The organism is Novosphingobium barchaimii LL02 (assembly GCF_001046635.1).
Classification (GTDB): domain Bacteria; phylum Pseudomonadota; class Alphaproteobacteria; order Sphingomonadales; family Sphingomonadaceae; genus Novosphingobium; species Novosphingobium barchaimii.
Genome location: NZ_KQ130452.1, coordinates 605,965 through 632,688, shown reverse-complemented (window position 1 = coordinate 632,688; position 26,724 = coordinate 605,965). Strand labels below are relative to the sequence as shown.

Annotated in this window: 26 protein-coding genes; 15 read left to right on the top strand and 11 right to left on the bottom strand. The window is 64.0% G+C overall.

All coding sequences use genetic code 11. The features are described 5' to 3' along the window. Positions 1–5 precede the first annotated feature (5 nt). Genes V474_RS03235 through grxC form a run of 3 tightly spaced genes read right to left on the bottom strand, consistent with a single transcriptional unit; the run spans position 6 to position 1,617 of the window. Positions 6–512, bottom strand: coding sequence for a DUF1178 family protein (locus V474_RS03235; protein ID WP_059150752.1), 507 nt, complete (start codon positions 510–512; stop codon positions 6–8). Continuing rightward, positions 509–1,348 (bottom strand): carbon-nitrogen hydrolase family protein, encoded by an 840-nt coding sequence (locus V474_RS03230; protein WP_059150751.1) that lies wholly within the window; start codon positions 1,346–1,348, stop codon positions 509–511. The genes V474_RS03235 and V474_RS03230 overlap by 4 nt, the downstream gene beginning before the upstream one ends. Before the next feature lie 5 nt (positions 1,349–1,353). Then, positions 1,354–1,617, bottom strand: coding sequence for a glutaredoxin 3 (grxC, locus tag V474_RS03225; RefSeq protein ID WP_059150084.1), 264 nt, complete (start codon positions 1,615–1,617; stop codon positions 1,354–1,356). A gap of 169 nt (positions 1,618–1,786) precedes the next feature. On the opposite strand from grxC, the gene V474_RS03220 reads away from it, so the two are divergent. Then, positions 1,787–2,260 (top strand): Hsp20 family protein, encoded by a 474-nt coding sequence (locus V474_RS03220; RefSeq protein WP_059150083.1) that lies wholly within the window; start codon positions 1,787–1,789, stop codon positions 2,258–2,260. Positions 2,261–2,455: 195 nt separating this feature from the next. Beyond that, positions 2,456–3,394 carry an AEC family transporter gene (locus V474_RS03215; protein WP_059150082.1) on the top strand — a complete coding sequence of 313 codons (939 nt, stop codon included), beginning with the start codon at positions 2,456–2,458 and terminating at the stop codon, positions 3,392–3,394. Here V474_RS03215 and add read toward each other — a convergent pair. The 5 genes from add to tpiA form a co-directional block, all read right to left on the bottom strand. Then, the gene (gene add, locus V474_RS03210; RefSeq protein WP_059150081.1) at positions 3,373–4,410 is read right to left on the bottom strand and encodes an adenosine deaminase; all 1,038 of its coding nucleotides are present in this window, start codon (positions 4,408–4,410) and stop codon (positions 3,373–3,375) included. The two genes, V474_RS03215 and add, sit on opposite strands and share 22 nt — an antisense overlap. 154 nt (positions 4,411–4,564) lie before the next feature. Continuing rightward, positions 4,565–5,593, bottom strand: coding sequence for an oxidoreductase (locus tag V474_RS03205; protein ID WP_082699629.1), 1,029 nt, complete (start codon positions 5,591–5,593; stop codon positions 4,565–4,567). Positions 5,594–5,603: 10 nt separating this feature from the next. Continuing rightward, on the bottom strand, positions 5,604–7,238 hold the full coding sequence (locus tag V474_RS03200) for a CTP synthase (RefSeq protein ID WP_059150080.1): 1,635 nt from the start codon (positions 7,236–7,238) through the stop codon (positions 5,604–5,606). Positions 7,239–7,379: 141 nt separating this feature from the next. Further along, positions 7,380–7,781: a preprotein translocase subunit SecG gene (gene secG, locus V474_RS03195; protein WP_059150079.1), complete on the bottom strand. Its 402-nt coding sequence runs from the start codon at positions 7,779–7,781 to the stop codon at positions 7,380–7,382. A gap of 138 nt (positions 7,782–7,919) precedes the next feature. After that, positions 7,920–8,675 carry a triose-phosphate isomerase gene (tpiA, locus tag V474_RS03190; RefSeq protein ID WP_059150078.1) on the bottom strand — a complete coding sequence of 252 codons (756 nt, stop codon included), beginning with the start codon at positions 8,673–8,675 and terminating at the stop codon, positions 7,920–7,922. Positions 8,676–9,073: 398 nt separating this feature from the next. Between tpiA and V474_RS03185 the strand changes: the two genes are divergently transcribed. From V474_RS03185 to lexA, 10 genes are all read left to right on the top strand, one after another. Further along, complete coding sequence (locus V474_RS03185; protein ID WP_059150077.1) at positions 9,074–11,023, top strand: peptidylprolyl isomerase; 1,950 nt, start codon at positions 9,074–9,076, stop codon at positions 11,021–11,023. A 21-nt stretch (positions 11,024–11,044) separates the two neighbouring features. Then, the gene (gene trpE, locus V474_RS03180; RefSeq protein WP_059150076.1) at positions 11,045–12,556 is read left to right on the top strand and encodes an anthranilate synthase component I; all 1,512 of its coding nucleotides are present in this window, start codon (positions 11,045–11,047) and stop codon (positions 12,554–12,556) included. Between the two features lies 1 nt (position 12,557). Next, complete coding sequence (locus tag V474_RS03175; RefSeq protein ID WP_059150075.1) at positions 12,558–13,106, top strand: YcxB family protein; 549 nt, start codon at positions 12,558–12,560, stop codon at positions 13,104–13,106. Further along, positions 13,100–13,903: a phosphodiester glycosidase family protein gene (locus tag V474_RS03170; RefSeq protein ID WP_059150074.1), complete on the top strand. Its 804-nt coding sequence runs from the start codon at positions 13,100–13,102 to the stop codon at positions 13,901–13,903. The genes V474_RS03175 and V474_RS03170 overlap by 7 nt, the downstream gene beginning before the upstream one ends. Then, positions 13,900–14,511 (top strand): anthranilate synthase component II, encoded by a 612-nt coding sequence (locus V474_RS03165; RefSeq protein WP_059150073.1) that lies wholly within the window; start codon positions 13,900–13,902, stop codon positions 14,509–14,511. Before V474_RS03170 ends, V474_RS03165 begins: the two co-directional genes overlap by 4 nt. Next, positions 14,508–15,500, top strand: coding sequence for an anthranilate phosphoribosyltransferase (trpD, locus tag V474_RS03160; protein WP_059150072.1), 993 nt, complete (start codon positions 14,508–14,510; stop codon positions 15,498–15,500). Before V474_RS03165 ends, trpD begins: the two co-directional genes overlap by 4 nt. 11 nt (positions 15,501–15,511) lie before the next feature. Further along, positions 15,512–16,303: an indole-3-glycerol phosphate synthase TrpC gene (trpC, locus tag V474_RS03155; RefSeq protein ID WP_059150071.1), complete on the top strand. Its 792-nt coding sequence runs from the start codon at positions 15,512–15,514 to the stop codon at positions 16,301–16,303. Positions 16,304–16,353: 50 nt separating this feature from the next. After that, complete coding sequence (gene moaC, locus V474_RS03150) at positions 16,354–16,839, top strand: cyclic pyranopterin monophosphate synthase MoaC (RefSeq protein WP_059150070.1); 486 nt, start codon at positions 16,354–16,356, stop codon at positions 16,837–16,839. After that, positions 16,836–18,056: a molybdopterin molybdotransferase MoeA gene (locus V474_RS03145; protein WP_059150069.1), complete on the top strand. Its 1,221-nt coding sequence runs from the start codon at positions 16,836–16,838 to the stop codon at positions 18,054–18,056. Before moaC ends, V474_RS03145 begins: the two co-directional genes overlap by 4 nt. Positions 18,057–18,168: 112 nt before the next feature. Beyond that, positions 18,169–18,861, top strand: coding sequence for a transcriptional repressor LexA (gene lexA / locus V474_RS03140; protein ID WP_059150068.1), 693 nt, complete (start codon positions 18,169–18,171; stop codon positions 18,859–18,861). A 124-nt stretch (positions 18,862–18,985) separates the two neighbouring features. Here lexA and V474_RS03135 read toward each other — a convergent pair whose 3' ends face one another. After that, positions 18,986–21,202 carry a ComEC/Rec2 family competence protein gene (locus V474_RS03135; protein ID WP_059150067.1) on the bottom strand — a complete coding sequence of 739 codons (2,217 nt, stop codon included), beginning with the start codon at positions 21,200–21,202 and terminating at the stop codon, positions 18,986–18,988. 29 nt (positions 21,203–21,231) lie between these two features. Between V474_RS03135 and gltX the strand changes: the two genes are divergently transcribed. The 3 genes from gltX (at position 21,232) to V474_RS03120 (ending at position 24,325) form a co-directional block, all read left to right on the top strand. Beyond that, on the top strand, positions 21,232–22,671 hold the full coding sequence (gene gltX, locus V474_RS03130; protein WP_059150066.1) for a glutamate--tRNA ligase: 1,440 nt from the start codon (positions 21,232–21,234) through the stop codon (positions 22,669–22,671). Positions 22,672–22,692: 21 nt separating this feature from the next. Continuing rightward, positions 22,693–23,976, top strand: coding sequence for a citrate synthase (locus V474_RS03125; RefSeq protein ID WP_059150065.1), 1,284 nt, complete (start codon positions 22,693–22,695; stop codon positions 23,974–23,976). Positions 23,977–24,124: 148 nt separating this feature from the next. Further along, positions 24,125–24,325 (top strand): hypothetical protein, encoded by a 201-nt coding sequence (locus V474_RS03120; RefSeq protein WP_059150064.1) that lies wholly within the window; start codon positions 24,125–24,127, stop codon positions 24,323–24,325. A gap of 41 nt (positions 24,326–24,366) precedes the next feature. Here V474_RS03120 and V474_RS03115 read toward each other — a convergent pair whose 3' ends face one another. Further along, entirely contained in the window at positions 24,367–25,743 is a 1,377-nt protein-coding gene (locus V474_RS03115) for a sensor histidine kinase (RefSeq protein ID WP_059150063.1), read from the bottom strand. Beyond that, positions 25,743–26,699, bottom strand: coding sequence for a hypothetical protein (locus tag V474_RS03110; protein WP_059150062.1), 957 nt, complete (start codon positions 26,697–26,699; stop codon positions 25,743–25,745). Before V474_RS03110 ends, V474_RS03115 begins: the two co-directional genes overlap by 1 nt. Positions 26,700–26,724: the final 25 nt, after the last annotated feature.

Below are 26,724 nucleotides of genomic sequence, written 5' to 3'. Positions count from 1 at the left end.
GCGGTTCAGTTCGCCTGTTCGGGCGGTATCACCGGAAACGGTAGCGGCATCACCGCAATCCCTTCTTCCAGCAGTTCCTTCGCTTCCCCCAAAGTCGCCTGGCCGTGGATCGTCTCGGTATCACGCTCACCGTAATGCATGGCGCGCGCTTCCTTCACGAAACTCTCGCCAGCATTGCGCGAGGACTTGAGCGCATCGGCCTGCATCTTCGCGAGCGCCTGCATCATCTGGATCGCTTGGGGCGGTAGCGGTGCGTTGGCTACAGGTGCGGGCGCCTGAAGCGAGGGAACGGCCGGAACCGGCGGCTCGCGGCGCGCTGGCGGTGCTTCTGCCAACTGGTTGCCCTTGCGGGCGAGGCGCGGGGCCTGCACGGCCTTGCCGACATCTCCCGATCCGCACTGCGGACAGGATACGAAGCCCCTTTCCTGCTGACGCGTGAAATCGTCCGAGGACTTGAACCAACCCTCGAATCGATGCTGCCCCTCGCGGCATTCCAGGTCGTAGACGATCATGCTGAACGCCATGCGGGGATAGCGCGGCGATTGGCAAGGCTGGGCAACTGCGCCCTTACCGCCGCGATCCGTTCGGGATCGAGATCGACGAATGCGAGTCCGGCGCTGCCCCCGTCATCCGCGCCGCCCATGTCGAGCAGCACTTCACCCCAGGGATCGACGGCCAGCGAATGCCCATAGGTCTCGCGCCCATCCTCATGGATGCCGACCTGCGCCGCGGAAAGGACAAAGGCGCTCGCCTCCACTGCGCGGGCGCGCTGCAGGAGGTGCCAGTGAGCCTTGCCGGTTGGCACCGTGAAGGCGGCGGGGACCGCGATCACATCGCAGCCGGCACGGCCCAACGCCTCGAACAGCGCGGGGAAACGCACGTCGTAGCAGATCGCCAGGCCGAGACGGCCGAGCGGCGTCTCCACCATCAGCACTTCATCGCCAGCAGTGTAGGCGTTCGATTCGCGCCAGGATTCGCCTGTCGCAAGATCCACGTCGAACATGTGCATTTTGTCGTAGCGCGCGCGAATTTCGCCCTCGTCGTCGATCACGAAGGCGCGGTTGGCCCACTTCCCGTCCTCGCGTTCGATGGCGAGCGAGCCGATGTGTACCCAGATGCCCTCGCGCTGCGCCGCCGCCCGCACGGCGGCAAGAACCACGTCGTCCGCCTCGCTGCGGATGGACAGCTTCCCGCGCTCGCGCTTGCGGTCGAGCAGGCCGGACATCTCGGGCGTGAACAGCATCGCCGCCCCGCCCGCCCGCGCCTCTGCGACCGCGTTGGCGATCGTGGCGGCGTTGGCCTGCGGGTCGATACCCGTGGTCATCTGCAGCAGCGCGGCGCGTGTCATTTGCATCAAAGCCCGAGGATGGCGTCGAGCTTGCCCTCGCGGTCGAGCGCGTTGATGTCGTCGAAGCCGCCATAGGCCTTGTCGTCCACAAGCACCTGCGGGACCGTGGCGGCGCCCGGTACGCGGCTCACCATCTCGGCGCGCTTGGGGCCGCCCATCGTCACGTCGTATTCCTCGTAAGTCACGCCCTTCCCGTCGAGCAGGCCCTTGGCCGCGACGCAGTAGGGGCAGCCCCACTTGGTGTAGATCTCGATCCTGGGCTTGCTCATGCGATACTCCTTCAAGAACGCTCTGGTTCAAGGTGCGACCCTTGAAAGGGCGGGCCGCTAACATATCTAGTGTCACGAGTCATGGCCCGCCATGGGGATGGCTCATCGACGAGGCGCCGGGCTGCCGGGCCTTACTTTTACGAAGATTGCTCATTTGAGGATTTTTGTCATGAACCGTATCGATTTTTCGCCCTACCGCCGCACCATGGTCGGCTTCGACCGTCTGTTCGACATGATCGAGAACCAGGGCCGCGCGCAGGCTGGCGACAAGTACCCCCCCTTCAACATCGAACGCCGGGCCGCGGATGCCTACCGAATCACGCTGGCCATCGCAGGCTTCAAGCCGGCGGATATCGACATCACCGCGCAGGCCAATCTTCTGGTGGTCAAGGGCAACAAGCCCGACGAACTTGCTGAAGGCGAATACCTGCATGTCGGCATTGCCCAGCGCGGTTTCGAGCGCCGCTTCGAACTGGCCGACTACGTGCGCGTGGACGCCGCCGAGCTTGCCGACGGCCTGCTGGTGATCGACCTTGTGCGCGAAGTTCCCGAAGCGATGAAGCCCAAGAAGATCGCCATCGGCGGCAACCGCCTGACCGTGGTGGAAACCAACGCCGGCGAAGATACTACCGCCGCAGCGTAAGGCGGGTGGACGGTATGCGCGCTGGTCCCTTTGTGCGCATGTCCTGACTGCTCCGTCCCCGAGGGCGGCCCGCGTGACCGGGCCGCCCTCTTCGCATATCCGGTTGCGTTTCACGCACCCTTTAAGACGCTATTTTCTCTCGCTCGCATTCGGCCAGGGCTATAGCCGAGCGGTTTTACGCTTGGGAGTGCGCAAGTGACCTCGATCCTGGCGATCGTCCTGCCCATTTTCGCGCTGATTTTCGCCGGGTGGCTGGTACGTCGCATCGGCGTAATGGGCCCGCAAGCATCGAGCGAACTCAATCGCTTCGTGGTTTACCTCGCCCTGCCCGCGCTGCTGTTCGACATCGTCGCCGGGTCGAGTTGGAAGGACCTGTGGCAGCTACACTTTGTGGCCGTCTTCACGATCAGTACTATGGTCGTCTTTATCCTCACCATCCTTCTGCATGCCCGCAAATCCGGGCTGGATGCCGACGGTCCGGTGCTCGGGCTGGCGAGCGCCTATCCCAATACCGGCTATCTCGGCTTCCCGCTGCTGCTGGCTGCGCTTGGACCATCGAGCAATACGCTGACACTGATCTCGACGATCATCGTCGCCTGCGTACTTTTTGCAGGCGCCATCGTGATGATCGAGGTTCGCCTCCATGTCGGCAGCCATCCGCTCAAGGTCGCGGCCAAAGTGGCGAAGTCGCTGGCGAAGAACCCGCTCATTGTCGCACCCGTGGTTGCCGCGTTCTTCCCCGCCGGCGGGCTTGCAGTGCCGCACCCGGTCGGAGTGTTCCTCAAGCTGCTGGGGGCTGCTGCCTCGCCCTGCGCACTGGTGGGCCTGGGCTTGTTCCTCGCGCAGAAGCGGCCGACAGAGGAACGCAGCGACGCTCGCCTTACCGGCCTGCTCGTCGCCCTCAAGCTGGTCGTCCATCCAGCGCTCGCATGGCTGCTGGCGACCACTCTGTTCCCGCTCTCTGCCCCGGCTCGCCACGCCGCCGTGCTGCTGGCGATGCTGCCAACCGGCACCGGCCCTTTCATGCTTGCCGAGTTCTACGGCCGCGAAGCAGGCATAACGGCGCGGGTGATTCTCGTCTCGACGGTGCTGTCGATCGCGACGATCTCGGTCTATCTCGCTGCCATTGGCTGAATGCTGGACAGCGCGTAAGCCTCGAGGCACCCATGCAATTCGTCTCGCAGATCCTCGTCGATCCATGCCGCGTCGAAGGCATTGCGGCTGACGGCAATGAAGTCTTCCGGGCCGAAATCGGCCAGTTCGTGGGCCATCAGCATATTCTCGTTGATGTACTTGCCCTCCATGTAGGCGGGGTCGTCAGAGTTTAGCGTCAGCCTGAGGCCAAGGTCGAGCATCCTGCGCGCGATCGACTGGTTCTCGCCTGGACGCATCATCTCGTTGGCGAAGGGGCAGACAGTGAAGAACACGCCCTTCTCGCGCGCCGCTGCGATCAGTTCCGGGCGGTCGAGCAGGTTGGCGCCGTGGTCGATCCGCTCGACGCCGATAACCTCGATGGCCTGGCGGATGTGTTCGTGGGTGTTCAACTGGTCGACGTCGCAGTGCATCGTCAGGCGAAACCCCTCCTCGCGGCCGCGCCGGAAAATTTCGGCGAACTTGGCGGGCGGATTGTCCTTCTCGTCTGAATCGAGGCCAAGCCCCACGATCAGGTGCTTGTAGGGCAGCGCCATCTCGAACACCGCCATCGCGTTCTGCGCGCTGCGTTCCCGCACGAAACACATGATGAGCTTTGAGCGGATACCGAAGTCGCGCTCCGCCTCAAGCCGGCCCTGCGTCAGGCCCTCAATGACGACGGCGAAGGGCACCCCGCGATCGGTATGCTGCTGGGGGTCGAAGAACATCTCGGCGTAAAGCACGTTCTGGGAGGCGACCTTCTTGAGGTACGCATAGACCAGGTCGCGGAAATCGGCTTCATGCAGCAGGACCTCGCTGCCTTCGTAGAAGATCGTCAGGAAACTCGGCAGGTCGTGGTAGACGTAGCTTGCACGCATCGCGGCGACATCGGCGTAAGGTAGGTCCAGCTTGTTACGCGCGGCCAGTTCGAACTTCAGTTCCGCTTCCAGCGTGCCTTCCAGATGAACGTGAAGCTCGGCCTTGGGCAGGCCCGCGATGAACTGCGCGATCGGTTGCATGTCGTCTCCTCAGGCAGCCGCGCGGGCATGGGCGGCGCGCTGGTCCCGGCTGAGAGTACCGCGCCGATGCCCGGCGCAAAGCGGCATTTTTGCAGCGGGGAGGCGCGTTTTTTCGTACGGTCCGGTAGCGACGGAACTTCGCCCGATGCCCTTCTCAGGGCAGCAGCGACACCACTCGGCCCTCTTTGGCCGAGACCAGCGCTGCTTCGAGCACCTCCTGCACGCAGACGATCTCGTCCAGCCCCGCAGGCGTGGGGCCGGTGCCGAGGCACGCCTGCGCCATCATCGCGTAGAAGCGCTCCTGCGAGCCTCTGGGTGCAGGGATCGAACGTACCCCGCCTTCCCCGTCATGGTGGACGAGCGGGTCGGGGTCGACGCCCCACTCCGCCTCGCCGGGGCGCAGACCGGCCACCGACTGCGCTTCCTGCGGGTCGAGGTTCTGCTTGATCAGACTGCCGCCAGTGCCATGAACGCGAAAACGCGGCTCTCCACCCGCGACGAGCATGCTCGCATGAACGATCACCCGCTTGCCCGGATAGCGCAGGACGACATGGGCATAATCCGGCGAACCACTGCCCTCGCGCAAAGCCGCAATATCCGCGCTTACCGCATCGGGGCGGCCGAACAGCACGAGCGCCTGATCGATAAGGTGCGGGCCAAGATCATACCAGACGCCCGAGCCAGGGCTACCATCCTCGCGCCACCGCTCGCGTACATGCGGGCGGAAACGGTCGAAGTGCGATTCGAAATGGACAACACGGCCGATCAGCCCCGCCTCGAGGGCGGAGCGCACGGCGAGGAAGTCGGTATCCCAGCGGCGATTGTGAAAGACGCTGAGGGTAAGGCCACGGCCTCGCGCCAGCGCGGCAAGGTCGCGCGCTTCGGAGAGGGCCAGCGTGAACGGCTTTTCGACGACGACATGCCGCCCTGCCTCCAGCACCTGCCGGGCCAGGGCGGCATGGGTGCCGCTGGGGGTCGCTATGACGACGAGGCCGATCGCCGGATCAGCCAACAGTGCGGCCACATCCGGGACGATCCGGGCGCCCTCGATCGGCGAAACCGCGCCAGCCTTCCGATCGACAATGGACTTGAGTTCAAGGTCGTCGCAGGCCTGAATGTAAGGCGCATGGAAGACCCGCGTCGCCATCCCGTTGCCGATGATGCCGACGCCGATCCTGTTCACGCCCCAGAACTCAGACCAGGCGCGCCTGGCGTAGCGCCGCCGCGACAAAGCCGGAGAACAGCGGATGCGGATTGAACGGACGCGACTTCAGTTCCGGGTGGAACTGCACGCCGACGAACCAGGGATGGTCCGGACGCTCGACGATCTCGGGCAGCAGGCCATCGGGTGACATACCGGAAAAGATCAGGCCATTGCCTTCCAGCGCCTCGCGGTACGACCCGTTCACCTCATAGCGATGACGATGGCGTTCGCTGATCTCGTCGGCCCCGTAAATGGCCGCGACATGGCTGTTGGCCGAAAGCTTCGCCGGGTAAGCACCCACGCGCATCGTACCGCCAAGATCGCCGCCCTCGGCGCGGGTCTCAAGGCCGTCCTTGGTCATCCACTCGGTGATGATGCCGACGACGGGTTCTTCAGTCGGGCCGAATTCGGTGGAGCTGGCCTTGGCGATGCCAGCCGAGCGTGCGCCCTCGATGCAGGCCATCTGCATCCCTAAGCATATGCCGAAGAACGGCACGCCGCGTTCGCGCGCGAAGCGGACCGAAGCGATCTTGCCTTCAGTCCCGCGCTCACCGAAGCCGCCGGGGACGAGGATGCCGTCCATCGGCTCCAGTGCGGCGGCGATCTCGGAATCTTCCTTTTCGAAGATTTCGGCATCGATCCAGCGGATGTTGACCTTCACACGGTTGGCCATGCCGCCATGGACCAGCGCTTCGTTGAGTGACTTGTAGGCGTCCTGGAGACCAATGTACTTGCCGACCACGCCGATGTTCACCTCGCCCTCAGGGTTCTGATAACGATCGGTGATGTCGTCCCAGCGGTCCAGCACGGGGGCCTTGGCTTCTTCCGCCATGCCGAAATGGTGGAGCACTTCGGCATCGAGACCCTCGCGGTGATACTGTAGCGGGACGGCGTAAATGTTGGGCGCGTCGAGCGCCTGGATGACCGCCTGCGGGCGCACGTTGCAGAAAAGCGCGATCTTGCGGCGCTCACCCTCGGGCAGCTCGCGGTCGCAGCGGCACAGCAGGATGTCGGGCTGAATGCCCAGACCCGTCAGCTCGCGGACGGAGTGCTGCGTGGGCTTGGTCTTCAGCTCGCCGGCGGCAGCGATGTACGGAACCAGCGTGACGTGAACGAAACAGGTCAGCTCGCGGCCCATTTCGTTGCGCAGCTGGCGCATCGCCTCGACGAAGGGCAGGCCCTCGATATCGCCGACGGTGCCGCCGATTTCGCAGAGCACGAAATCGAGATCCTCGGTTTCCGCCAGGGCGAAGTCCTTGATCGCGTCGGTGACGTGCGGGATTACCTGGACGGTCGCGCCCAGGTAGTCGCCGCGGCGCTCCTTGGCGATGATGTCCCGGTAGATGCGGCCCGAAGTGATGTTGTCAGCCTGGCGGGCAGAAACGCCGGTGAAGCGCTCGTAGTGGCCAAGGTCGAGGTCAGTCTCGGCACCGTCGTCGGTGACGTAGACTTCGCCGTGCTGATAGGGGCTCATCGTGCCCGGATCGACGTTCAGGTACGGATCGAACTTGCGAATCCGCACCTTGTAGCCGCGCGCCTGCAGCAATGCTGCCAGGCTTGCCGCCATGAGACCCTTGCCGAGCGAGGAGACCACGCCGCCGGTGATGAAAATGTGCCGCGCCATGGGAGTCGGGCCTTAAATTGTATGGGGGCCCTCAGGCAAGCGCCCGGAGCCTCATTCCACAGGTCAATACAACAAAATGCCGTCTGACAGCGCCAGACGGCATTCCGGTTACGGTGAAGCGCTTAAATGCGCTTTGGTGGGTTACTGCTTGGCAGCACCCGAAAGCGGATCGGCCGGAGCGGACTGCGTCGGAGCACTCTGCGGCGCTGCCGGAGTCGCACCGGGATTCGCGGAAGCTCCGAGCGGGTCTGCCGGCTGAGCCGGAGCCGCAGGCGCGGTGCTGCGCTGGAGTGAAGTATCGATGTCACGGCCGCTCGTCTCATTCACCGCCATGGCGGCAAGGACGATGCTCAGGACGACGAAGAGAGTCGCCAAAACCGAGGTAGCCCGGGTGAGGAAGTTTGCCGCGCCGCGCGCCGACATCAGCCCCGAGGGACTGCCGCCGCCAACGCCGAGGCCGCCGCCTTCGGACTTCTGTACCAGGATGACGCCCACAAGCAGAGCGGCGACAAGGGCCTGGACCACGGTCAGGAAAAGGAACATCTTCGTTTCAGCCTTCTGGCAGGGTCTGGCCCCGCTTTGGTTCGCCGCGCAGATAGGCGCTAGCACGCGGGCGCGCAACCCGCAGCGTGTTGTTCGAGGTCGGCGGGCCCATCAGGCCCCGCCTTACCCGGATAAGGATCAGTCGCTCAGCGATGCTGCAGCGCCGACGATCGCCAGAAAGCTCTCGGCTGAAAGACTGGCACCACCAACCAGTGCGCCGCCCACATCGGCGATGCCCAGCAGCTCGGAAGCGTTTTCCGCCTTGACCGAACCGCCGTAGAGGATGCGCACTTCCGCTCCCGCATCACCGTAGATCGCGACGAGCTTCGCGCGAATCGATTTGTGCATCGCGGCAACGTCTTCCACCGAAGGGACGCGGCCAGTGCCGATGGCCCAGACCGGCTCATAGGCGACGGACAGTTTCTCGACTGCGCCTTCCGTGCGCGGGCAAGAACCTTCGAGCTGGCTGCCGACGACCGCTTCGGCATCGCCGGCATCGCGCTGGGCTTCGGTTTCACCCACGCACAGGATCACCGCGAGGCCGGCGGAAAGCGCCGCCTCTGCCTTGACCCTTACTTCCTCGTCGCTTTCGGCGTGATATTCCCGGCGCTCCGAGTGGCCGACGATGGTGAAATCCGCCCCGGTATCCTTGAGCATCACCGCGGAAATATCGCCGGTATAGGCGCCACTGTCATAGGCGTGGCAGTCCTGACCGCCAACACCGATGAATTCCACTGCTTCGCGCGTGCGATAAAGCAGCGTGGCGGGCGGCGCGATCGCAACCTGCACCTTGGGAAAGCGTGCGGCCGAACGATCGATCGCGCGGGCCTCGTTGAGCATCCCCCGCGTGCCGTTCATTTTCCAGTTTCCGACGATGTAAGGCAATGCAGCCATTTCAATCCCTTGATCAAATCCTGGCGAACCTGGGGAGGTTCCCCCACGGATCCCCCTGCAGATTCCCTTAGGCCGAAGACCACGGTTGCGATCACGGCGCGGAGAATCAGGTCGTCTCTTGTTGCGGCGCAGCTAGGACAGCGCGCCCCGGCTTGTCAAAATTCATCACCCGTTCAGCGCGACGATACCCCCCGCCGTGACCCTCATGCCACAGGATTGCGCCGGGAGCACGGCCCGTTCTTCACAGTTCGCCGCATGGGTGGAGTTTTGCCCCTACCCCGCGCGAACCGGCATTGCAGGATGCGCCAAGGCCCCCTAAAGCCACCCCCCGTTTCATACGCAAAACGCGGGCGTAAAGCCTGCGTTTTCGCGCAGGCTATCGCTGATCGGCTGGGTCCATGCTCAATTTCTTTCGTTCGTTTCTCAAGTCCAAGTTCGGCGCCATCATCGGCCTGCTGGTGCTGGGCGTCATCGCCATTGCCTTCGCCAGCGGCGACATTGCCGGCTTCAACTCTTCTTCGGGCGTGAGCGCCGGCACCCCGGTCGTCACTGTCGGCGGTGAAAGCGTCAATGCCGACACCCTCGACCAGGGTGCCAAGCGCGCGCTGGAACGCGTTCGCCAGCAAAGCCCGAACGTGACGATGAAGGTCCTGCTGGAGCAGGGCGGCCTCGAACAGGTACTGGGCGAACTGATCGACCGCACCGCCCTTTTCGCGTTTGGCACCAAGAACGGCGTGACCATCAGCGACCGCCTGGTCGACAGCGAACTCGCGCAGATCCCCGCGTTCCAGGGCGTCGACGGCAAGTTCGACCAGACCGTGTTTCGCCAGGCCCTGGCCCAGCAGCGCATCTCCGAGCCGGCCCTGCGCGACGATATCCGCGAAAGCCTTGTCGCCCGCGAACTCGTCACGCCGGCGCAGATCGGATCGACGATGTCGCAGTTCGCTGCGAAGCGTTATGCCTCGCTGCTCGACGAAACGCGCAACGGCACCGTAATCGCCCTGCCCTCGCTGCTGTTCGCACCGGACAAGCAGCCGACGGATGCCGATCTCGCCACCTTCTACAAGAGTCATTCCGCACAGTTCATCCGTCCCGAGCGCCGCACGATCCGCTATGCCGTCGTAACCGAGGATCAGCTCAAGGCCGCCGCCCCGCCGACCGACGCGGAGATCGCCGCGCGCTTCACGGCAAACAAGGCCGCCTATGCCGCCAAGGACAATCGCCGCATCACCCAGTTAATCGTGCCGACCGAAGCTGCTGCCAAGGCAGTCGTCGCCGAGGTCGAAAAGGGCAAGGGCCTCGAGGCGGCTGCTCAGGAAAAGGGTCTGTCCGCCGCGAAGCTTGAATTCTTCAGCCAGGAAGACCTTTCCACCCAGTTCTCGCCCGCCGTCGCCCAGGCCGTCTTCGCAGCCCCGCTCGGCAAGCTTGCCGCACCGCAGAAGAGCGTGCTGGGCTGGCACGTGATCCGCGTCGACGAGGAACAGAAGACCCCCGCCCGTACGCTGGCAGACGTCAAATCCGAGCTTTCCACCCAGGTCGCCGCCGACAAGCGTCGCAAGGCCTTTTCCGACACACTGGCGGCCATCGAAGAGCAGTTCTCCGACGGCTCCAACCTCAACGAAGTCGCAAAATCGATTGGCGGCCAGGTCCAGACGACCCAGCCGGTCACCGCCGATGGCGGACTTTACATGAAGCCCGGCCAGACCCTGCCCGAGCAGCTTCGCCCGGTCCTGACCACTGCCTTCTCGATGGAACAGGAGCAGCCGCAGGTTGCTGAGGTCGAGCGCGGCAAGAGCTTCGTGATCTACGACGTGACCGCGATCGCGCCTTCCGCGCCCGCTCCGCTCGCCCAGATCAAGGACGACGTGAAGCTGGCATGGGCCGTGGACATCGGATCCAAGGCCGCCAAGGCTGCGGCGCTGAAGATGCAGGCCGATATCCGCAAGGGCAGGACGGTCGAGCAGGTCATTGCTGCTTCGGGCAAGAAGCTGCCACCGCCGCAGCAGGTCGCCATGTCGCGCGCGACGCTGGCCGCTGCGCTGCGTTCGGGCCGCCAGGTACCGCCGCCGGTATCGCTGATGTTTCATATGGCCAAGACTACCGTAAAGGTGCAGTCGGCTGAGGGAGAGCGCGGCTGGTTCGTGGTGCAACTCAAGGACATCGTGCCCGGCAAGGTAGAATCCGAGGACATGGTGAAGAGCACACAGAACGAACTCGGCCAGCAGCTGGGCCAGGCCTATGCCGACGCGCTGGGTCATGCCGTGCGAAAGGCTGTTGGCGTGAAGCGCAACGATGCCGCGATCAAGGCAGTGCGCGACCAGCTCGCCGGCACCGCGTCGGCGAACTGACACCGTAGATTGGGGCAGGACATGGAGCGGGAATCGGATCGTTCGGCAGCGCTGGAGCAGCTTGCCCAGGGAAAGCCTGCGCTGATCTGGCGCAGCCTAGTCGCCGACACCGAAACGCCGGTGGGCGCAGCACTCAAGCTGTTTGAAGACAGCCGCGGCGACTTTCTGCTCGAATCGGTCGAAGGCGGCGAAACGCGCGGGCGTTACAGCCTTGTCGGGCTCGATCCCGACCTCGTGTTTCGTGCCAGTGGCACCGCCTGCGAGATCAACCGCAACTGGCAGGCAGACCGCGGGACTTTCACTCCGCTCCAAGGCGACAGCCTGACCGAACTGCGTGCGCTGGTGGAAAGCTGCCGCTGCGATGTCCCGGCGCAGCTCCCCAAGGCGCTGGCCTGCCTCGTCGGCTACTTTGGCTACGAGACCATCGGCCTTGTGGAAAAGCTGCCGCGCGCAGCCCAAAGCCCGCTGGAACTGCCCGACATGCTGTTCGTGCGGCCGTCGCTGATCCTGATCTTCGACCGTCTTTCGGACGAACTGTTCTGCGTTGCGCCGGTATGGCCCGGTAGCGGTAGCCCGGTACAGGCCGTGCTGAAGGCCTCCGAGCGCATCGACGAAGCGCTGCGCCGCCTCGCTGCGCCTGCTCCCGCAGCGACCGCACAGGTCGATCTGCCCGAGCCGGTCCGAACCGCCGTCATGGCGCCCGAGGACTACAAGGCCATGGCCCTCAAGGCCAAGGAATACATCGAGGCGGGCGATATCTTCCAGGTGGTGCTGGCACAGCGCTTCACTTGCGAATTCCCACTGCCGCCGCTGGCGCTCTATCGCGCGCTGCGCCGCGTGAACCCCTCGCCGTTCCTCTATTTCCTCGACCTGCCCGGTTTCGCGCTGATCGGGTCCAGCCCGGAAATCCTCGTGCGCGTCCGCGAAGGTGAAGTCACCATCCGCCCGATCGCCGGCACCCGCCCGCGCGGCAAGACCCCGGCCGAGGACAAGGCCAACGAGGCCGCGCTGCTGGTCGATCCCAAGGAACGCGCCGAGCACCTCATGCTGCTCGACCTCGGCCGCAACGACGTCGGCCGCGTTGCCGAGGCCGGCACCGTCAAGGTGACCGACAGCTACACGATCGAGCGCTACAGCCACGTCATGCACATCGTCTCGAACGTGGTGGGCCGGCTCGACACCGCGCATCACGATGCGATCGACGCTGTGCTGGCAGGCTTCCCTGCCGGCACCGTCTCCGGCGCGCCGAAGGTCCGCGCCTGCCAGGTAATCGCCGAACTCGAACCCGAAACGCGCGGCCCCTATGCCGGCGGTGTTGGATACTTCGCCCCCGATGGCTCGGTGGACAGCTGCATCGTTCTGCGCACCGGCCTTTTGAAGGACGGCATTCTCCACGTCCAGGCCGGCGCCGGCATCGTCGCAGACAGCGACCCGGACTACGAACAGCGCGAATGCGAAGCCAAGAGCGGCGCCCTGTTCGCAGCAGCAAGAGAGGCCGTGCGTGTCGCGGGGGAGCCGGGGTTCGGCCAGTAATATGGCGGAACCTGGCGGCACTTTCACGGTCGCGCTGTCTTACGAGGACTACCTCGCCTGCAACTGGCTGATGATCCGCCGCCGCTGGCTGTGGAAGGGCCTTGCGCGGTTCATCGGCATTCTAAGCGCGGCCTACGCTGTACTGTTCTCCGTGATCGACCTGATCGATGGCAAGAGCATCGATTTCACGTCGGTCGCGCTCGCTTTCGCCATCGGAGTTGGCTCCGCGGCGGTCGCCGCCGCTCTGGGCGCACTCGCCCTGCTCTGGCGCATTCCCCGCACGGCGCGAAAGACCTACCGCCAACTCAAGTTCGAAGGCGTGGATTCGCTGTTCACCTTCTCGCCAGAAGGGATCGAAAGCAGCAATCGCTTCGGCAAGAGCACCAATCTCTGGAGCGATTTCACCGGCTGGGCCGAGAACGAGCGTGTGCTGTTGCTGTTTCGCACCAGCCAGATGTTCTACCCCGTCCCCAAGGCACAAGTCGCCGCCGAAACGCTTGAAACCTTGCGCCGTGCGATAACCGGCGGCGCGGTTCCCACAAAATGGTAACCCGCGCTGGCAGCTTCGCTGCGCTGGCCTCGCTCCTCCTCGCCGCCTGCTCCGCCGATACCGCGCCGAAGCCGGAGGCACCGCCTCCGCCGCCCTGCCAAGGCGCGATGTTCGAAGGCGTCAGTTTCACCCATTGCACCGCCGTTCCCGGTCGCCACACCGTCCACACCGTCCTCGGCCCCAAGGACGGCGCCCCCTATCGCAGCCTTTCGCAGCTTGCGGTCGATCGCCCGGCGAAAAGCCACGAAGTCGCCTTCGCGGTCAACGGCGGCATGTTCGATGCTAATGGGCTACCAATCGGCTACTACGTCGAGAACGGCGAAAAGCGCCACGCACTCAGCACCAAGCCGGGCTGGGGCAACTTCCACCTCCTGCCCAACGGCGTGTTCTACGGCGATGCCACAGGCAACTGGCGGGTAAGCACCGCGCAGGACTTCGAAAAGGACGTCACCGACCGACCCGATTTCGGCACCCAGTCCGGCCCGATGCTTGTTATCGCCGGCAAGCTGCATCCTGGCATTGACGCGGACGGCAAATCGTTGAAGCTGCGCAACGGCGTCGGCGTGGATGCCCAAGGCCGCGCCCACTTCGTTATTTCCGACGAGCCGGTCTCGTTCGGCAAGCTCGCGCGCTACTTTCGCGACACTCTGAAATGCCCCAACGCGCTGTTCCTCGACGGCAGCGTCTCCTCTTTGTGGGATCCCGAACATGGACGGGTAGATGGTGGTCCTCCGCTCGGCCCCTTGATCGTTGTCGAAAAAAGCGCGATGGGCGGGAAAATTGGGGCGAAAAGATGATCCTCGTTATCGACAACTACGACAGCTTCACCTGGAACCTCGTTCATTACGTCATGGAACTGGGCGCAGAAGTTCAGGTCGTGCGCAACGACGCGCTGAGCGTCAGCCTGGCGATGGACATGGGCGCGCAGGGCTTCCTCGTCTCGCCCGGCCCCTGCACCCCGAATGAGGCCGGCATCAGCCTCGGTCTCGTCGGCGCGGCAGCGAAGGCAGGTATCCCGGTGCTGGGGGTTTGCCTGGGCCACCAGTCGATCGGCCAGTATTTCGGCGGCAAAGTCGTGCGCGGCGGACTGATGCACGGCAAGACCTCAATGATCGACCATGACGGCACCGGCCTGTTCGAGGGCATCCCCTCACCGCTCAAGGCCGCGCGCTATCATTCGCTCATCGTCGAGAACATTCCCGATGCGCTGGCGGTAAACGCCCGCTCCGACGACGGTCACGTCATGGGCTTCCGCCATGTCGACCTTCCCATCCACGGCGTCCAGTTCCACCCTGAAAGCATAGCCACCCAGCATGGTCACGCTATGCTGGCGAACTTCCTGCGCGTCTGCGGTATCGATGCCCACATCCCCGATCGCATAATCTCCGCAGCGAAGGCCGCATGACGCTCCCCGATCCGCTGCACCCGATTGCCGAGGACGAAGCCGAGGCCGCCTTCGCTGCGATCCTCGACGGCGAAGTACCCGAAGAAAAGATCGCCGCCTTTCTCGTCGCCCTGGCCGACCGGGGCGAGACGGCCAGCGAGATCGCTGGCGCCGCGCGCGCCATGCGTGCACGTATGATCCCGGTGAACGCCCCCGCGAACGCCATCGACGTGTGCGGCACCGGCGGCGACGGGTTCCACACCCTCAACGTCTCCACCGCCGTCTCGCTGGTGGTCGCTGCAGCCGGCGTTCCCGTCGCGAAGCACGGCAACCGCGCTGCCAGCTCAAAAGCCGGCGCTGCCGACACTCTCGAAGCCCTCGGGCTCGACCTCGACCGCGCAGTGGAAACCGCCGAATCGACCCTGTCCGAGATCGGCATCGGATTCCTCTTCGCCGCTCGCCATCACCCGACGATGGGCCGCCTCATGCCCCTCAGGAAGGCGCTGGGCCGCCGCACGATATTCAACCTGATGGGTCCGCTCGCCAACCCCGCGCAAGTCTCGCGCCAGTTGGTTGGCATTGCCCGGCCCGCATACGTGCCGATCTACGCTGACGCCCTGCTACGCCTGGGTACGGAGCATTCGATGGTCATCTCGGGCGACGAAGGCCTCGACGAACTGAGCCTTGCCGGCGGCAACGAAGTGGCCGAAGTGCGCGGCAGCGAATTGTCGATGCGCCGCGTCAGCCCGCAGGATGCCGGCCTCGCAAATTCCCCCGTCGACGCCATCCGAGGCGGCGATCCGGCCTATAACGCTCAGGCTCTACGCGCGCTTCTGATGGGCGAACCCGGGGCATACCGTGACGCGGTGATCCTCAACGCAGCCGGCGCCCTGCTCGTCGCGGGCGAGGTGGAAAGCTGGAGCGAAGGCGCCGAGGAAGCCGCCGAAACCATCGACAAGGGCCTTGCCAACGCCCTGCTCGACTGCTGGATCGCGGCAACGCGCGCCTGAGAGACACAAGCATGACCGACAAACTCACCGAAATCTGCGACACCAAGCGCCTGGAAGTCGCGGCGCGCAAGGCCGCCGCCACGACCGCCGACCTCGACTCCCGCGCCGCCCGCCAGAGCGCGCCGCGCGGCTTCGAAGCCGCGCTTCGCGCTAAGGCGCAAACAGGCTTCGCGCTCATCGCCGAAATCAAGAAGGCCAGCCCGTCCAAGGGGTTGATCCGCCCCGACTTCCGCCCGGCAGATCACGCCCGGCATTATGAGAAAGGTGGCGCCGCCTGTCTGTCGATCCTCACCGACGCGCCCTATTTTCAAGGCCACGAGGATTACCTGATAGAAGCCCGCGCCGCCTGCACATTGCCGGTGATCCGCAAAGACTTCATGATCGACCCCTGGCAGGTCGCCGAAGCACGCGCGATTGGCGCCGACGCGATCCTCATAATCGTCGCCGCTTTGGACGATGCTCTGATGGCAGAGATCGAGTCCGCCGCACTGGAACGCGGCATGGACTGCCTCGTTGAAGTTCATAATGAACTTGAGATGGAGCGCGCAAGCCGCTTGAAATCAAGGCTTATCGGCGTGAACAACCGCGACCTGAAGCGCTTCGCCACCGACATCGCCACGACGGAGCGCTTGGCTCCGCTCGCACCCGATGGCACGCTGTTGGTCAGCGAAAGCGGTATCAACAGCCATAACGACCTTTTGCGCCTCGCCCCTTGCGGCGCGCGCACGTTCCTCGTCGGTGAAAGCCTGATGCGCGAAGCCGACGTCGAAGCCGCGACACGCATGCTCCTTACCGGGGCCTGACACCCAAACCTGAGCCGCCAAGTTGCGGTGTGTGATGACTGGAAGCTGACATGAGCAAATCCCTCACCCACATCGATTTAGACGGCACCGCTCGCATGGTCGACGTCGGCGCTAAAGCGGAAACACCTCGCCTCGCCGTCGCCTCAGGCCGCATCACAATGACCCGCAAGGCGCTCGCCGCCATCCGCGCCGGCGACGCGCCCAAAGGCGATGTGCTCGGCACCGCCCGCATCGCCGGCATTATGGCCGCCAAACGCACGTCGGACCTCATCCCGATGTGCCACCCGCTCATGATTGACTCGGTAAACGTGGATTTCGCCTTTGAGGAAGGTGCCATCCGTGCCACCGCAACCGCCTCTCTCACCGGCAAGACCGGTGTTGAGATTGAAGCGATAACAGCCACTTCCATCGCACTTCTGACAATTTACGATATGGCCAAGGCGCTCGACAAGGGGATGGTGATCGGCGACATTCGCCTCATCGAAAAGCGCGGCGGCAAGTCAGGCCACTGGGTCGCTGAGAGTTGCCAGGCATGAGCTTGCCTCCGCCCATAACGCTGGAAGAAGCGCGGGATCGCCTTCTCGCACTGGCGCCACTGCTGCCCGTCGAACACGTCGATGCGGAAGGCTGTCTCGGCCGCTATCTGGCGCAATCGCTTCATGCCCGCCGGACCCACCCCCCCACTGACCTTTCGGCGATGGATGGCTACGCGGTGACCGCTGGCGATCTCTCCGGCCCTTGGCGCGTGGTCGGCGAAAGCGCTGCCGGGCATCCCTATTCCGGTACTGTCCATAGCGGAGAGGCCGTGCGCATTTCGACGGGCGCCATCCTGCCGATGGGCGCCAAAGCAGTGATCCTGCAGGAAGACCTCGCGCGCGAAGCAGCCAACCTTACGCTAACCGGCGAGCCGCCCGAACCTGCCGACAGGCACATCCGTCACTGCGGTATGGATTTTTTCGAGAATAGCGAAGTTATGCCCGCCGGCATCCGCATCGGCCCGGCGCAGGCGGCTCTCGCCATTGCTTGTGGGTACAGGCATCTGCCGGTCCGGCGCATACCGCGCCTCGCCGTTATCGACATCGGCGATGAACTTGCCGCCGATCCCGAATGCTGCGCGCCTCACCAGATCCCGGCCAGCAACGGTGCAATGCTAATGGCGCTTGCCCGCTCGCTCCCGATCGCGGCGAGCCGGATCGGTCCCGTAGCCGACACCCTCGCAGCGTTAACTGCGGCGTTTGAAGGCGCTGCCGACTCGGACGTCATCGTGACCAGCGGCGGCGCCTCCGTCGGCGACCACGATCTCGTGCTCCCGGCGCTTGAAGGCTGGGGCGCAAACCTGGATTTCTGGCGCGTGGCAATCAAGCCGGGAAAACCCATCCTCGTCGCCACCCGCGAGCGGAACGGGAGGATACAAATCATCCTCGGACTGCCAGGCAATCCGGTGTCAAGTTTCGTAACTGCCTATCATTTCCTCATGCCTCTGCTCCGGCGCATGCTCGGTTCAAGCCAGGCAACGCCGCTCCAAATCGCGACCTACCTCGCCGCCCCTTTGCGGGCGAACGGACCTCGACGTGAATTTCTGCGGGGCAATTGGGACGGCGAGAACGTCGTGCCGCAAACGAACCAAGACAGCGGCGCCCTCGCCGCGCTCGCGGCGAGCAACGTCCTGATCGACCGTCCCAGCTTTGCACCCGCAGCGCAGGTTGGTGATCCAGTGCGTGTATTCCTGCTCGAAAATGGCGGTATTGCTTGAGGCTTCGCTTGACGCGATGAATTTCGTTGCTTAATTGTTCTCTCAATGTTCACAACAAGAACATTCCCGGTCGGCGTTGGCTTTGCCGGGCCGCAACGAAGAGGCAGCGACAATGTTGACGCGCAAGCAGCACGAATTGCTCCGGTTCATTCAGGCTCGGCTTGAGGAGAGCGGCATCTCTCCCAGCTTCGAGGAAATGAAGGAAGCGCTGGACCTCAAGTCGAAGTCGGGCGTTCACCGGTTGATTTCAGCGCTTGAAGAACGCGGCTTCATACGCCGCCTCCCTAATCGCGCCCGCGCACTGGAAGTGTTGCGTCAACCCGACGATGCGGGCATCAAACCCCAGCGCCCTGTCCCGGCCAACAGCAATGACGATTCCGCCCGCGCTCGTGTTCCGCAACTCGCACCGGAACCGGCCAATGACGTCATCGAAATTCCGCTTCACGGGCGCATTGCCGCTGGCGTTCCTATCGAAGCACTCGAAGGTCAGTCCTCGCTTGCGGTGCCTGCCGCACTTCTCGGATCCGGCGAGCACTATGCCCTGGAGGTGTCGGGCGACTCGATGGTCGATGCAGGCATTCTTGACGGTGATTTCGCGCTGGTGAAGCGTACCAACACCTGCCGCGACGGCGAGATCGTTGTCGCGCTGGTGCGCGGCGAGGAAGCGACTCTCAAGTATCTGCGCCGCGAGAACGGCATGGTCCGCCTCGACCCCGCCAATGCTGCATACGAACCACAGATCTACGGACCCGACGAAATCGAGGTCCAGGGCAAGCTTGCAGGCCTGCTGCGTCGATATCATTGAGGGCTTTGCCTGCCCCCAAGGATGAACTGACATCCGGCTGCAGCAAGACGGCACCTGTTTACGACTCGGATAGATTCCATCCGGTTGCAACGGTTATCTTCCAGGTGAACGCCTCGATAATCCGTTATCGAGGCTCGGGGGAAAATCTTGCTGCCGTCGGCGTTACAGGCCGCCACCAACCGTGTGCGCCTTGGCTATCGGCAACCGTATCGACCTGCTGTGACGAAAGGTGCACCGCGAGTCCTCCGGTACGCTGCAACATATCGCGATCGGCCTTGAACCAGCGGGGACGGCAACTGCTTGGAAGCCAGCGATCGGCAATGATGATGTCGCTGCGGTCGCAGGCTGCAGCCAAAGCTCGTTCGGGCACGGCATCGCGGCCTCTGGAGATGAGCAGGCGCCACTTTGCGTCTTCTCGCTTTATCACGAAGGCACAAAAATCGCGGTTGCAGCGCGCGCCCGGCCAACGGTCGAGTGCCACCGGCTCGCCCTCCATGCCGGCCAGTTCCATCAGATTCTCACGCGCATAGCCTTTTCCGCCTTGTCTAAGGACAAAGAGACGCGCGCCTCCGGACTCTACCAGCCCGACATGGCGGCCGTCGCTTGAGACGAGGATGTCCGGTGGCATCGCCGTGGCCAGAAGTCCTGCGCCCATTATGGCGAATGGAAGGCCCAGCCAGCGTATCCGCCCATTCCAAAGCCCGAGCCAAATGCCTCCCGCGACGAACACAAGAAACGCACCCGTCCCGCCCGATGGGAGGATCGTGACCGAGCCTGGGCGGGACGCGAACCAGTGGGCAATTCCCATCAGCCAGTCGATCGCCACGTCTGCGAGCCACCAAAGCGGCCAACCGGCGCCTATTATGTCAAGTAAGAGAGCCCCGGCCAGCAGTGGCATGATGATAAAGGTCGTCAGCGGAATCGCGAACACATTGGCCAGCGCCCCGTAAAGTCCTGCACGGTGGAAATGAAAAAGTCCGATCGGCATGAGGACGAGGTCGATCACAAAGCCGGTTAACAGCAGCATCGCGACATGACGCAGCATCCGCATCGCAAGCGACTCGTCCCGCGGCGCGACGAACCGCCGTATCGGTTCGGCTGTGCTTAATGCGACCAGCGCCAGAACCGCGCCAAAACTCATCTGGAAGCTGGGTCCGGTCACGGCTTCTGGCCAGAGCAACAAGACGCAGAATGCCGTGACGGCCAGCATCCTCAGCGACAGGCCCTCCCGCCCCAGTACAAGCGCACCCAGGATCAGAAGCGCGCCGATACAGGAACGAACAGTCGGCACTTCCGACCCCGAAATCAGAGTGTAAGCGACCCCAGCCAGCGCGCCAGCGCCCGCAGCCGCGATCGGCAGCCGCACCCGAAGCGCCAGCCAAGGAAACAGAGCAAGCCCTCTCACGAACAAGACATAGACAGCGCCAACCACCGCGCTGACGTGGAGGCCGCTTACCGACAGCAAATGCGCCAAACCGGAGTCGCGCATGGCTTGATCGTCGGTCTCGGCGATTCCGCCCCTATCACCGGTCACCAATGCCCCGGCGATACCGGCACCGTCCTTTCCGATTCGCGTGCGGATGTGAGCGGACAATTTGCGGCGCAAACCTGATAACCACCCACCGCCCGGCGATCCCCGCTGAACCACCTCCACTTCGCCCGTCACCGTGCCGCTTCCGGCCAAGCCCGAGAACCAGGCGGTCCGCGCAAAGTTGTAAGCGCCTGGCAACATCGGTGGAGCCGGCGGCATCAGACGCCCTCTGAACCGCAAGACATCGCCGGCATTTACGCGGGAAGCGATACCCGAACCCGGAACATTAACCCGGACCTTGATCGCCCGTCCGCTGCCCGGCTCACGCATCGCCAGGATCAAACGGTCGCGCTCAAGCGCGGGCTGAGGCTGGATATCCAGCACCTTGGCCGTGAACGTGCCCGCGATCGGCCGCTCCAACGGTAATTCGCCGACGATTTCCGACCGCGCCCATACCGCCAGACACCCGGCTACCATGAGCAGCGGCAGCACCAGAATCGCCCTCCGAACATGCGGATAGGCTCGACACCTCGCCGCTAGTGCAAAACTTGCAACTGCAAGTGCGCAGAGCAGTCCGCAAAAGCCCAGCCACCAGCCTGCGGACGGCAGTCCAAACCACGCAATTATGCCGGTTCCGAAGGCTACGGTGAGCCACGGGCCACGATCGAATCCGGCCTCTGAAAGAAATCGTTCGAGAGCCGCCAAACCCCTCGACAAGTGGCTCTCGCTGTTCCATGGCCCATGCTGCAATGCAGCGGCTCCCCGGGGGGCCGGAGGCAGATTTTCGAGAGGTGCGGCTTGGGTCCCCATGGCTGCATTAGGATAGTAAGGTGGTATTGATGGCAAGCGGCAGTGCAACGAGCGGAGCGGCGGGCTCGAAAGCCGTTGTCACGCGCTTTGCCCCCTCGCCCACGGGTTTCCTGCATATCGGCGGTGCCCGTACGGCGCTATTCAACTGGCTTTTCGCGCGCCATCATGGCGGCAAATACCTGCTGCGCATCGAAGATACCGATCGGGCCCGTTCGACTGAACCGGCGATCGAGGCTATTTTCGACGGTCTGACCTGGCTTGGCCTTGAAGGCGACGAAGCCCCCGTATTCCAGTTCGCGCGCTCTGACCGCCACGCGCAGGTTGCCGCGCAAATGCTGGATAGTGGCCATGCCTATCGGTGCTATCTGACGTCTGAAGAACTCGCCGAGCGTCGCCAGAAGGCACAGGAAGAACGCCGGCCGTTCCGCCTTAACAGCGAATGGCGCGACGCCGCGCCTTCAACCTGGCCGGCCGACAAGTCCTACGTGGTGCGCATGAAGGCACCGCGTGACGGTGAGACGACGATCGAGGACCTCGTTCAGGGCACCGTTACGGTCCAGAACGTCGAGATCGACGATTACATCATTCTGCGCAGTGACGGCACGCCGACTTACATGCTGGCCGTGGTAGTCGACGACAACGACATGGGCGTAACCCACGTTCTGCGAGGCGACGACCACCTCAACAATGCATTCCGCCAGCTTCTCGTCATTCACGCGATGAATTGGGACGTGCCGGTCTATGGCCATGTGCCGCTGATCCACGGCGCCGACGGGGCCAAGCTGTCCAAACGCCACGGCGCCCTCGGCGTCGATTCTTATCGTGATGACCTTGGCATCCTGCCCGAAGCGCTGTTCAACTATCTGCTCCGCCTTGGCTGGGGTCATGGCGACGATGAGATCATCACCCGCGATCAGGCCGTCGAATGGTTCGACATGGTCGGCGTGGGCAAGGCGCCTTCGCGCTTCGATCTCGCAAAGGTTCAAAATCTCAACGGGCATTACCTGCGCGAGGCCGACGACGATCGCCTTGCCGGCCTGGTACTGCCGCGCCTCGAAGGGATCGCCGACGCGAACCTCGATCTGCTTGCGCGCGCCATGCCCGTTCTCAAGGTCCGAGCAAAGGACCTCAACGAACTTGCAGAGGGCTCCGCCTTCCTGTTTGCCAAGCGTCCGCTCGCGATGAGCGAAAAGGCGCTTGGCCTCCTGTCCGACGAGGCGCGTGGCCGCCTTGGCGTGATATGCGAGCGCCTGTCCGGTCTCACCGACTGGACATTGGAGGAACTGGAAGCAAACCTGAAGGCAATGGCCGAAGAACTGGGACTGGGACTCGGCAAGCTCGCACAACCCTTGCGGGCGGCCCTGACAGGTCAGACGACCTCGCCGGGGATTTTCGACGTACTGGTATTACTCGGACGGGAAGAGAGCCTCGCACGCATCGGTGCGCAGGCGGACGTTCCAGTCGAGTAACCTCATAAGGAGATATAACTGGTGGGTGATCAGGCTAAACTGAGCGCTGGTGGCGCGGACTTCGAATATCCGATCCTTAAGGGCAGCGTTGGCCCGGATGTCGTCGACATCCGCAAGCTCTATGCCCAGACCGGCAAGTTCACGTTCGATCCAGGCTTCACTTCGACCGCAAGCTGCGAGTCGGCGCTGACCTACATCGACGGGGACGAAGGCGTGCTGCTGCACCGCGGCTACCCGATCGGTCAGCTGGCCGAGCACTCCTCGTTCATGGAAACGAGCTACCTTCTGCTCAACGGCGAACTGCCGAGCGCAAGCGAACTCACCACATTCGAAAACACCATCACGCGCCACACCATGCTGCACGAGCAGCTGGCGACGTTCTATCGCGGTTTCCGCCGTGATGCGCACCCGATGGCGATCATGTGCGGCGTCGTAGGCGCGCTTTCGGCGTTCTATCACGATTCGACCGATATCGCGGACCCCGAGCATCGCAAGATCAGCTCGCATCGCCTTATCGCGAAGATGCCGACGATCGCCGCGATGGCCTACAAGTATTCGGTCGGCCAGCCGTTCGTCTATCCGGACAACTCGCTGAGCTACACCGGCAACTTCCTGCGCATGACCTTCGGTGTGCCTGCGGAAGAGTATGAAGTGATCCCCGCCATCGAAAAGGCGATGGACCGCATCTTCATTCTTCACGCCGACCACGAGCAGAACGCGTCGACCTCAACCGTGCGCCTTGCCGGTTCGTCGGGCGCGAACCCGTTCGCGTGCATCGCCGCCGGCATCGCCTGCCTGTGGGGCCCCGCGCATGGCGGCGCCAATGAAGCCGCGCTCAACATGCTCAAGGAAATCGGCACTCCCGATCGCATCCCCCACTACATCGAGCGCGCCAAGGACAAGAACGATCCGTTCCGTCTGATGGGCTTCGGTCACCGCGTCTACAAGAACTACGATCCACGCGCGACGGTCATGCAGTCGACTCTGCGCGAGGTGTTCGACGCGCTCAAGGTTACCGATCCGCTCTTCGAAACCGCGCTGCGCCTTGAAGAACTGGCACTGAGCGACCCGTATTTCGTCGAGAAAAAGCTGTTCCCGAACGTCGACTTCTATTCAGGCATCATCCTGTCGGCAATCGGCTTCCCGACCACGATGTTCACCGTTCTCTTTGCTCTGGCCCGCACCGTGGGCTGGGTCGCGCAGTGGAACGAAATGATCTCGGATCCAGGCCAGAAGATTGGTCGTCCGCGTCAGCTCTACACGGGTCCGACGCAGCGCGACTACCTGGCCATCGGCCAGCGTTAACGAAATCCGCAAGCAGTCGCGGTATCCGAAGGAGGCCCTCGCGAAAGCGGGGGCCTTTTTTGTTGCGGCTGGCGCTCAGAGGCGATCTGCGCCACAATCCGGCCGCATCCTGAGATCACCCTTGGGCAAAGTACGGGGCGCGACGACAATGCTGTTCATTCGAATCATGGCGATGATCTTGGGCCTGCTCGCCATCGCGGCAGGGCTGCTCTTTGTCGGACAAGGAACCGGGGTGGTACGGTGGCCAGCCGATAGTTTCATGATGGCGGACAAAGCCTGGGCCGTGCGCGGCGCAGTGCTGGCAGTAGTCGGCGGAATCGTAGTCTGGCTGGCGCGGCGCGGGTGCTAGGGGATCGCTGAGACGGGCTACATGCCTATTTCAGGGCGTAATCAGGCGTCCGGGTCGGCCGGAACTTCAAGGATGAAGCGAGCGCCGTATCCGGGCATGCTTTGCACGGTCAGATCGCCGCCCATCGCCCTTGCCAAGCTTCGCGAGATGTAAAGCCCAAGGCCAGACCCGCCGTCGCCGCTGCGACCAAGTCGCTCGAACTTGTCGAAAACACGCGGCTGATCCTCGTCGCTCAGGCCCGGACCCTGGTCGGCTACGGCGATGCGAGCGCATTCGCCCGCATGCTCCAGCTGGATCACTATGCGCGAATTTTCGGGGGAATAGCGGATGGCATTGCCGATCAGGTTCAGCAGCACCTGCAAGACGCGGCGAAACTCCGCTCGGGCGGGCAGTGTCCATTCCGGCGGTGGAACGTCGAGGAATATATTCTTCTCACGCGCCCGTACGCCCAGGATGCCGGCGGCCTGACGCGCCACTTCGGACAAGTCGATAGGATCGGGGCTGGTCGTGAAACTGTCCGATTCGACCACTTCGAGATCGGCCATGTCTTCCAGCAGACCCAGCAGAAGTGTGCCCGCACTGGCGATTTCGCCCGCATATTCTGCATAGGCATCGGGCAAAGGACCGGCGAGGCGCGTGCGGATCGTTTCGGCATTTGCTATGATACGCGAAATCGGCTGCTTGAGCACAGGCGCCAGATCCTGCCCGACGAGACTGCGGCGTGGCGCTTTCGGGCTCGGCTCCACTGCGATGGGCGGCTCTGGCGCGGGCTCATCGGACAGCAGCAGCAGTTCGAAGCCAGCGGGCTCGAAGCCGGGGGTCATGTGCGGGATCAGTGAAACACGCCAGGAACGCTGCGAGCCCGGCACGATCACGCGCGTGCCGTCAAGCAGGCGCCAGTGGAGCGGCTGCTGGTGGGTGACGTTCTCCGGTGCGAGGAAATCGGTCCAGACCTGTCCGGTGCCGCTTGCCATGGCTGCTGCAACTTCGCCCAGTTCCCTGGAATCGGCCGTCACCGCGAGGAGACGCTGGCCTGCGTCGAGGTAGGCGGACAGTTCGGCGATATGACGGTCCGTCACAGCCCGGCGCTGCTGGGCAATCTCGCCGTCCTCGGGTAGGATCTGCGCCGTCTGCCAGGTGCGCACGCGGATCGTGCAGCCCTGACTGTCCTGCGCAGGTTCGCATTCGACCCATGCGCTGATCGCATCGCTACCATCCTGCGCATTGATCGCCCGGGCAAGGCGGAAGCGCGACAGACGGGCCTTGCGCACCAGTTCGAGCAATTCGGGCACTGCGATCATGCCGGGCAACTCTCCGCCGCAGCGCACCTGCAGGCCGGATAGTGGCTCGTCCGCACTCAGCAACCGGTCCTCAGCATCGCTTGTAGCCAGGGCCAGGATGGTGCCGTCATCGAACATCAAGAGCGGTATCCCACAGGCGACGAAAGGAGCATTGCCGCTCGCTCCGCGTCTAGCCGCTCGAAGCCGGCAGGCAAGGTCACTTCGGGGTGGAGCGCAAGGAACTGCTCCTCCACCGCGACCGCTCCCAGGCCAGAGGCGCGAAGGCCAAGCGCAAGTCGCGCCATCTGGGTGTCGTGGGTGGAATGCACGGCAGCGTCACGCTGCTGCCGCGAGCCCAGCGCGAGCGCGGTCAGGAACAGCGCCGCGCCGGCATTATCGACCCTCAGCGCCGCATGAACGCCGTCGCCAAGGCTTTTTACAAGCCTTTCGGCGAGGCCGATACGGGTCGCGTTTTCGTCATACGTCTGGCGAACCTTGCCCTCGACGACGCCCGCGCGCTCGGCCAGCGCCGGTTCGATGCCCGCCAGCGTGCGCAGGGTGTAAAGTGCAACATTCAGCAGGTCGGCGGGCAGTTCGCCCAGCGGCAACTCCATCCGCCGCTGTGCCTGGCACCAGCGGGCCTGGGCGGCGAGGAAGGCCATGGCCAGTTCCTTGGGCGCCCCGTCAGGTCCGTGGATCAAGCTTCGCAGCATCGGCGATGCCACCGGATCAAGCGCGAGACGTGCCTGCAGGCGTTCGGTAAGCTGCCATTCCTGCGCTAATCCATGCAGGTGCGCAAGCAGCGCCGGATTATCGAGTAGCGCGCCGCCCAGCACTTCGACCTCGGCAGGTGAATGCGCACGGCGGCCATCAGCTCCGATTAGTGCGTCGAGCAGTTCCCCCGCGAGACTGGCCAGCATGGCGCGGATTCGCGCCAGCATCTCTTCACTGAAGACAGGAATGTCGCGCGCAGCGACAAGGTGCCGCAGGATCGGGGCTGCCGTTCCGGCCATGGCGTCGGCCCGCGCCAGTTCGGCTCGCAGTGCGGCCTCTACGCTTTCGCTGGTTGCCGGAGGAGCGGCCTGATCGATCATCTGACCCGTATAACCGGCATTTGGT

Excerpts from the sequence above, each read along its gene's own strand:
- V474_RS03235 (WP_059150752.1), bottom strand. The coding sequence starts at position 512 with ATGATCGTCTACGACCTGGAATGCCGCGAGGGGCAGCATCGATTCGAG.
- V474_RS03230 (WP_059150751.1), bottom strand. The coding sequence starts at position 1,348 with ATGACACGCGCCGCGCTGCTGCAGATGACCACGGGTATCGACCCGCAG.
- grxC (WP_059150084.1), bottom strand. The coding sequence starts at position 1,617 with ATGAGCAAGCCCAGGATCGAGATCTACACCAAGTGGGGCTGCCCCTAC.
- V474_RS03220 (WP_059150083.1), top strand. The coding sequence starts at position 1,787 with ATGAACCGTATCGATTTTTCGCCCTACCGCCGCACCATGGTCGGCTTC.
- add (WP_059150081.1), bottom strand. The coding sequence starts at position 4,410 with ATGCAACCGATCGCGCAGTTCATCGCGGGCCTGCCCAAGGCCGAGCTT.
- V474_RS03200 (WP_059150080.1), bottom strand. The coding sequence starts at position 7,238 with ATGGCGCGGCACATTTTCATCACCGGCGGCGTGGTCTCCTCGCTCGGC.
- secG (WP_059150079.1), bottom strand. The coding sequence starts at position 7,781 with ATGTTCCTTTTCCTGACCGTGGTCCAGGCCCTTGTCGCCGCTCTGCTT.
- tpiA (WP_059150078.1), bottom strand. The coding sequence starts at position 8,675 with ATGGCTGCATTGCCTTACATCGTCGGAAACTGGAAAATGAACGGCACG.
- V474_RS03185 (WP_059150077.1), top strand. The coding sequence starts at position 9,074 with ATGCTCAATTTCTTTCGTTCGTTTCTCAAGTCCAAGTTCGGCGCCATC.
- trpE (WP_059150076.1), top strand. The coding sequence starts at position 11,045 with ATGGAGCGGGAATCGGATCGTTCGGCAGCGCTGGAGCAGCTTGCCCAG.
- V474_RS03175 (WP_059150075.1), top strand. The coding sequence starts at position 12,558 with ATGGCGGAACCTGGCGGCACTTTCACGGTCGCGCTGTCTTACGAGGAC.
- V474_RS03170 (WP_059150074.1), top strand. The coding sequence starts at position 13,100 with ATGGTAACCCGCGCTGGCAGCTTCGCTGCGCTGGCCTCGCTCCTCCTC.
- V474_RS03165 (WP_059150073.1), top strand. The coding sequence starts at position 13,900 with ATGATCCTCGTTATCGACAACTACGACAGCTTCACCTGGAACCTCGTT.
- trpD (WP_059150072.1), top strand. The coding sequence starts at position 14,508 with ATGACGCTCCCCGATCCGCTGCACCCGATTGCCGAGGACGAAGCCGAG.
- trpC (WP_059150071.1), top strand. The coding sequence starts at position 15,512 with ATGACCGACAAACTCACCGAAATCTGCGACACCAAGCGCCTGGAAGTC.
- moaC (WP_059150070.1), top strand. The coding sequence starts at position 16,354 with ATGAGCAAATCCCTCACCCACATCGATTTAGACGGCACCGCTCGCATG.
- V474_RS03145 (WP_059150069.1), top strand. The coding sequence starts at position 16,836 with ATGAGCTTGCCTCCGCCCATAACGCTGGAAGAAGCGCGGGATCGCCTT.
- lexA (WP_059150068.1), top strand. The coding sequence starts at position 18,169 with ATGTTGACGCGCAAGCAGCACGAATTGCTCCGGTTCATTCAGGCTCGG.
- V474_RS03135 (WP_059150067.1), bottom strand. The coding sequence starts at position 21,202 with ATGGGGACCCAAGCCGCACCTCTCGAAAATCTGCCTCCGGCCCCCCGG.
- gltX (WP_059150066.1), top strand. The coding sequence starts at position 21,232 with ATGGCAAGCGGCAGTGCAACGAGCGGAGCGGCGGGCTCGAAAGCCGTT.
- V474_RS03120 (WP_059150064.1), top strand. The coding sequence starts at position 24,125 with ATGCTGTTCATTCGAATCATGGCGATGATCTTGGGCCTGCTCGCCATC.
- V474_RS03115 (WP_059150063.1), bottom strand. The coding sequence starts at position 25,743 with ATGTTCGATGACGGCACCATCCTGGCCCTGGCTACAAGCGATGCTGAG.
- V474_RS03110 (WP_059150062.1), bottom strand. The coding sequence starts at position 26,699 with ATGATCGATCAGGCCGCTCCTCCGGCAACCAGCGAAAGCGTAGAGGCC.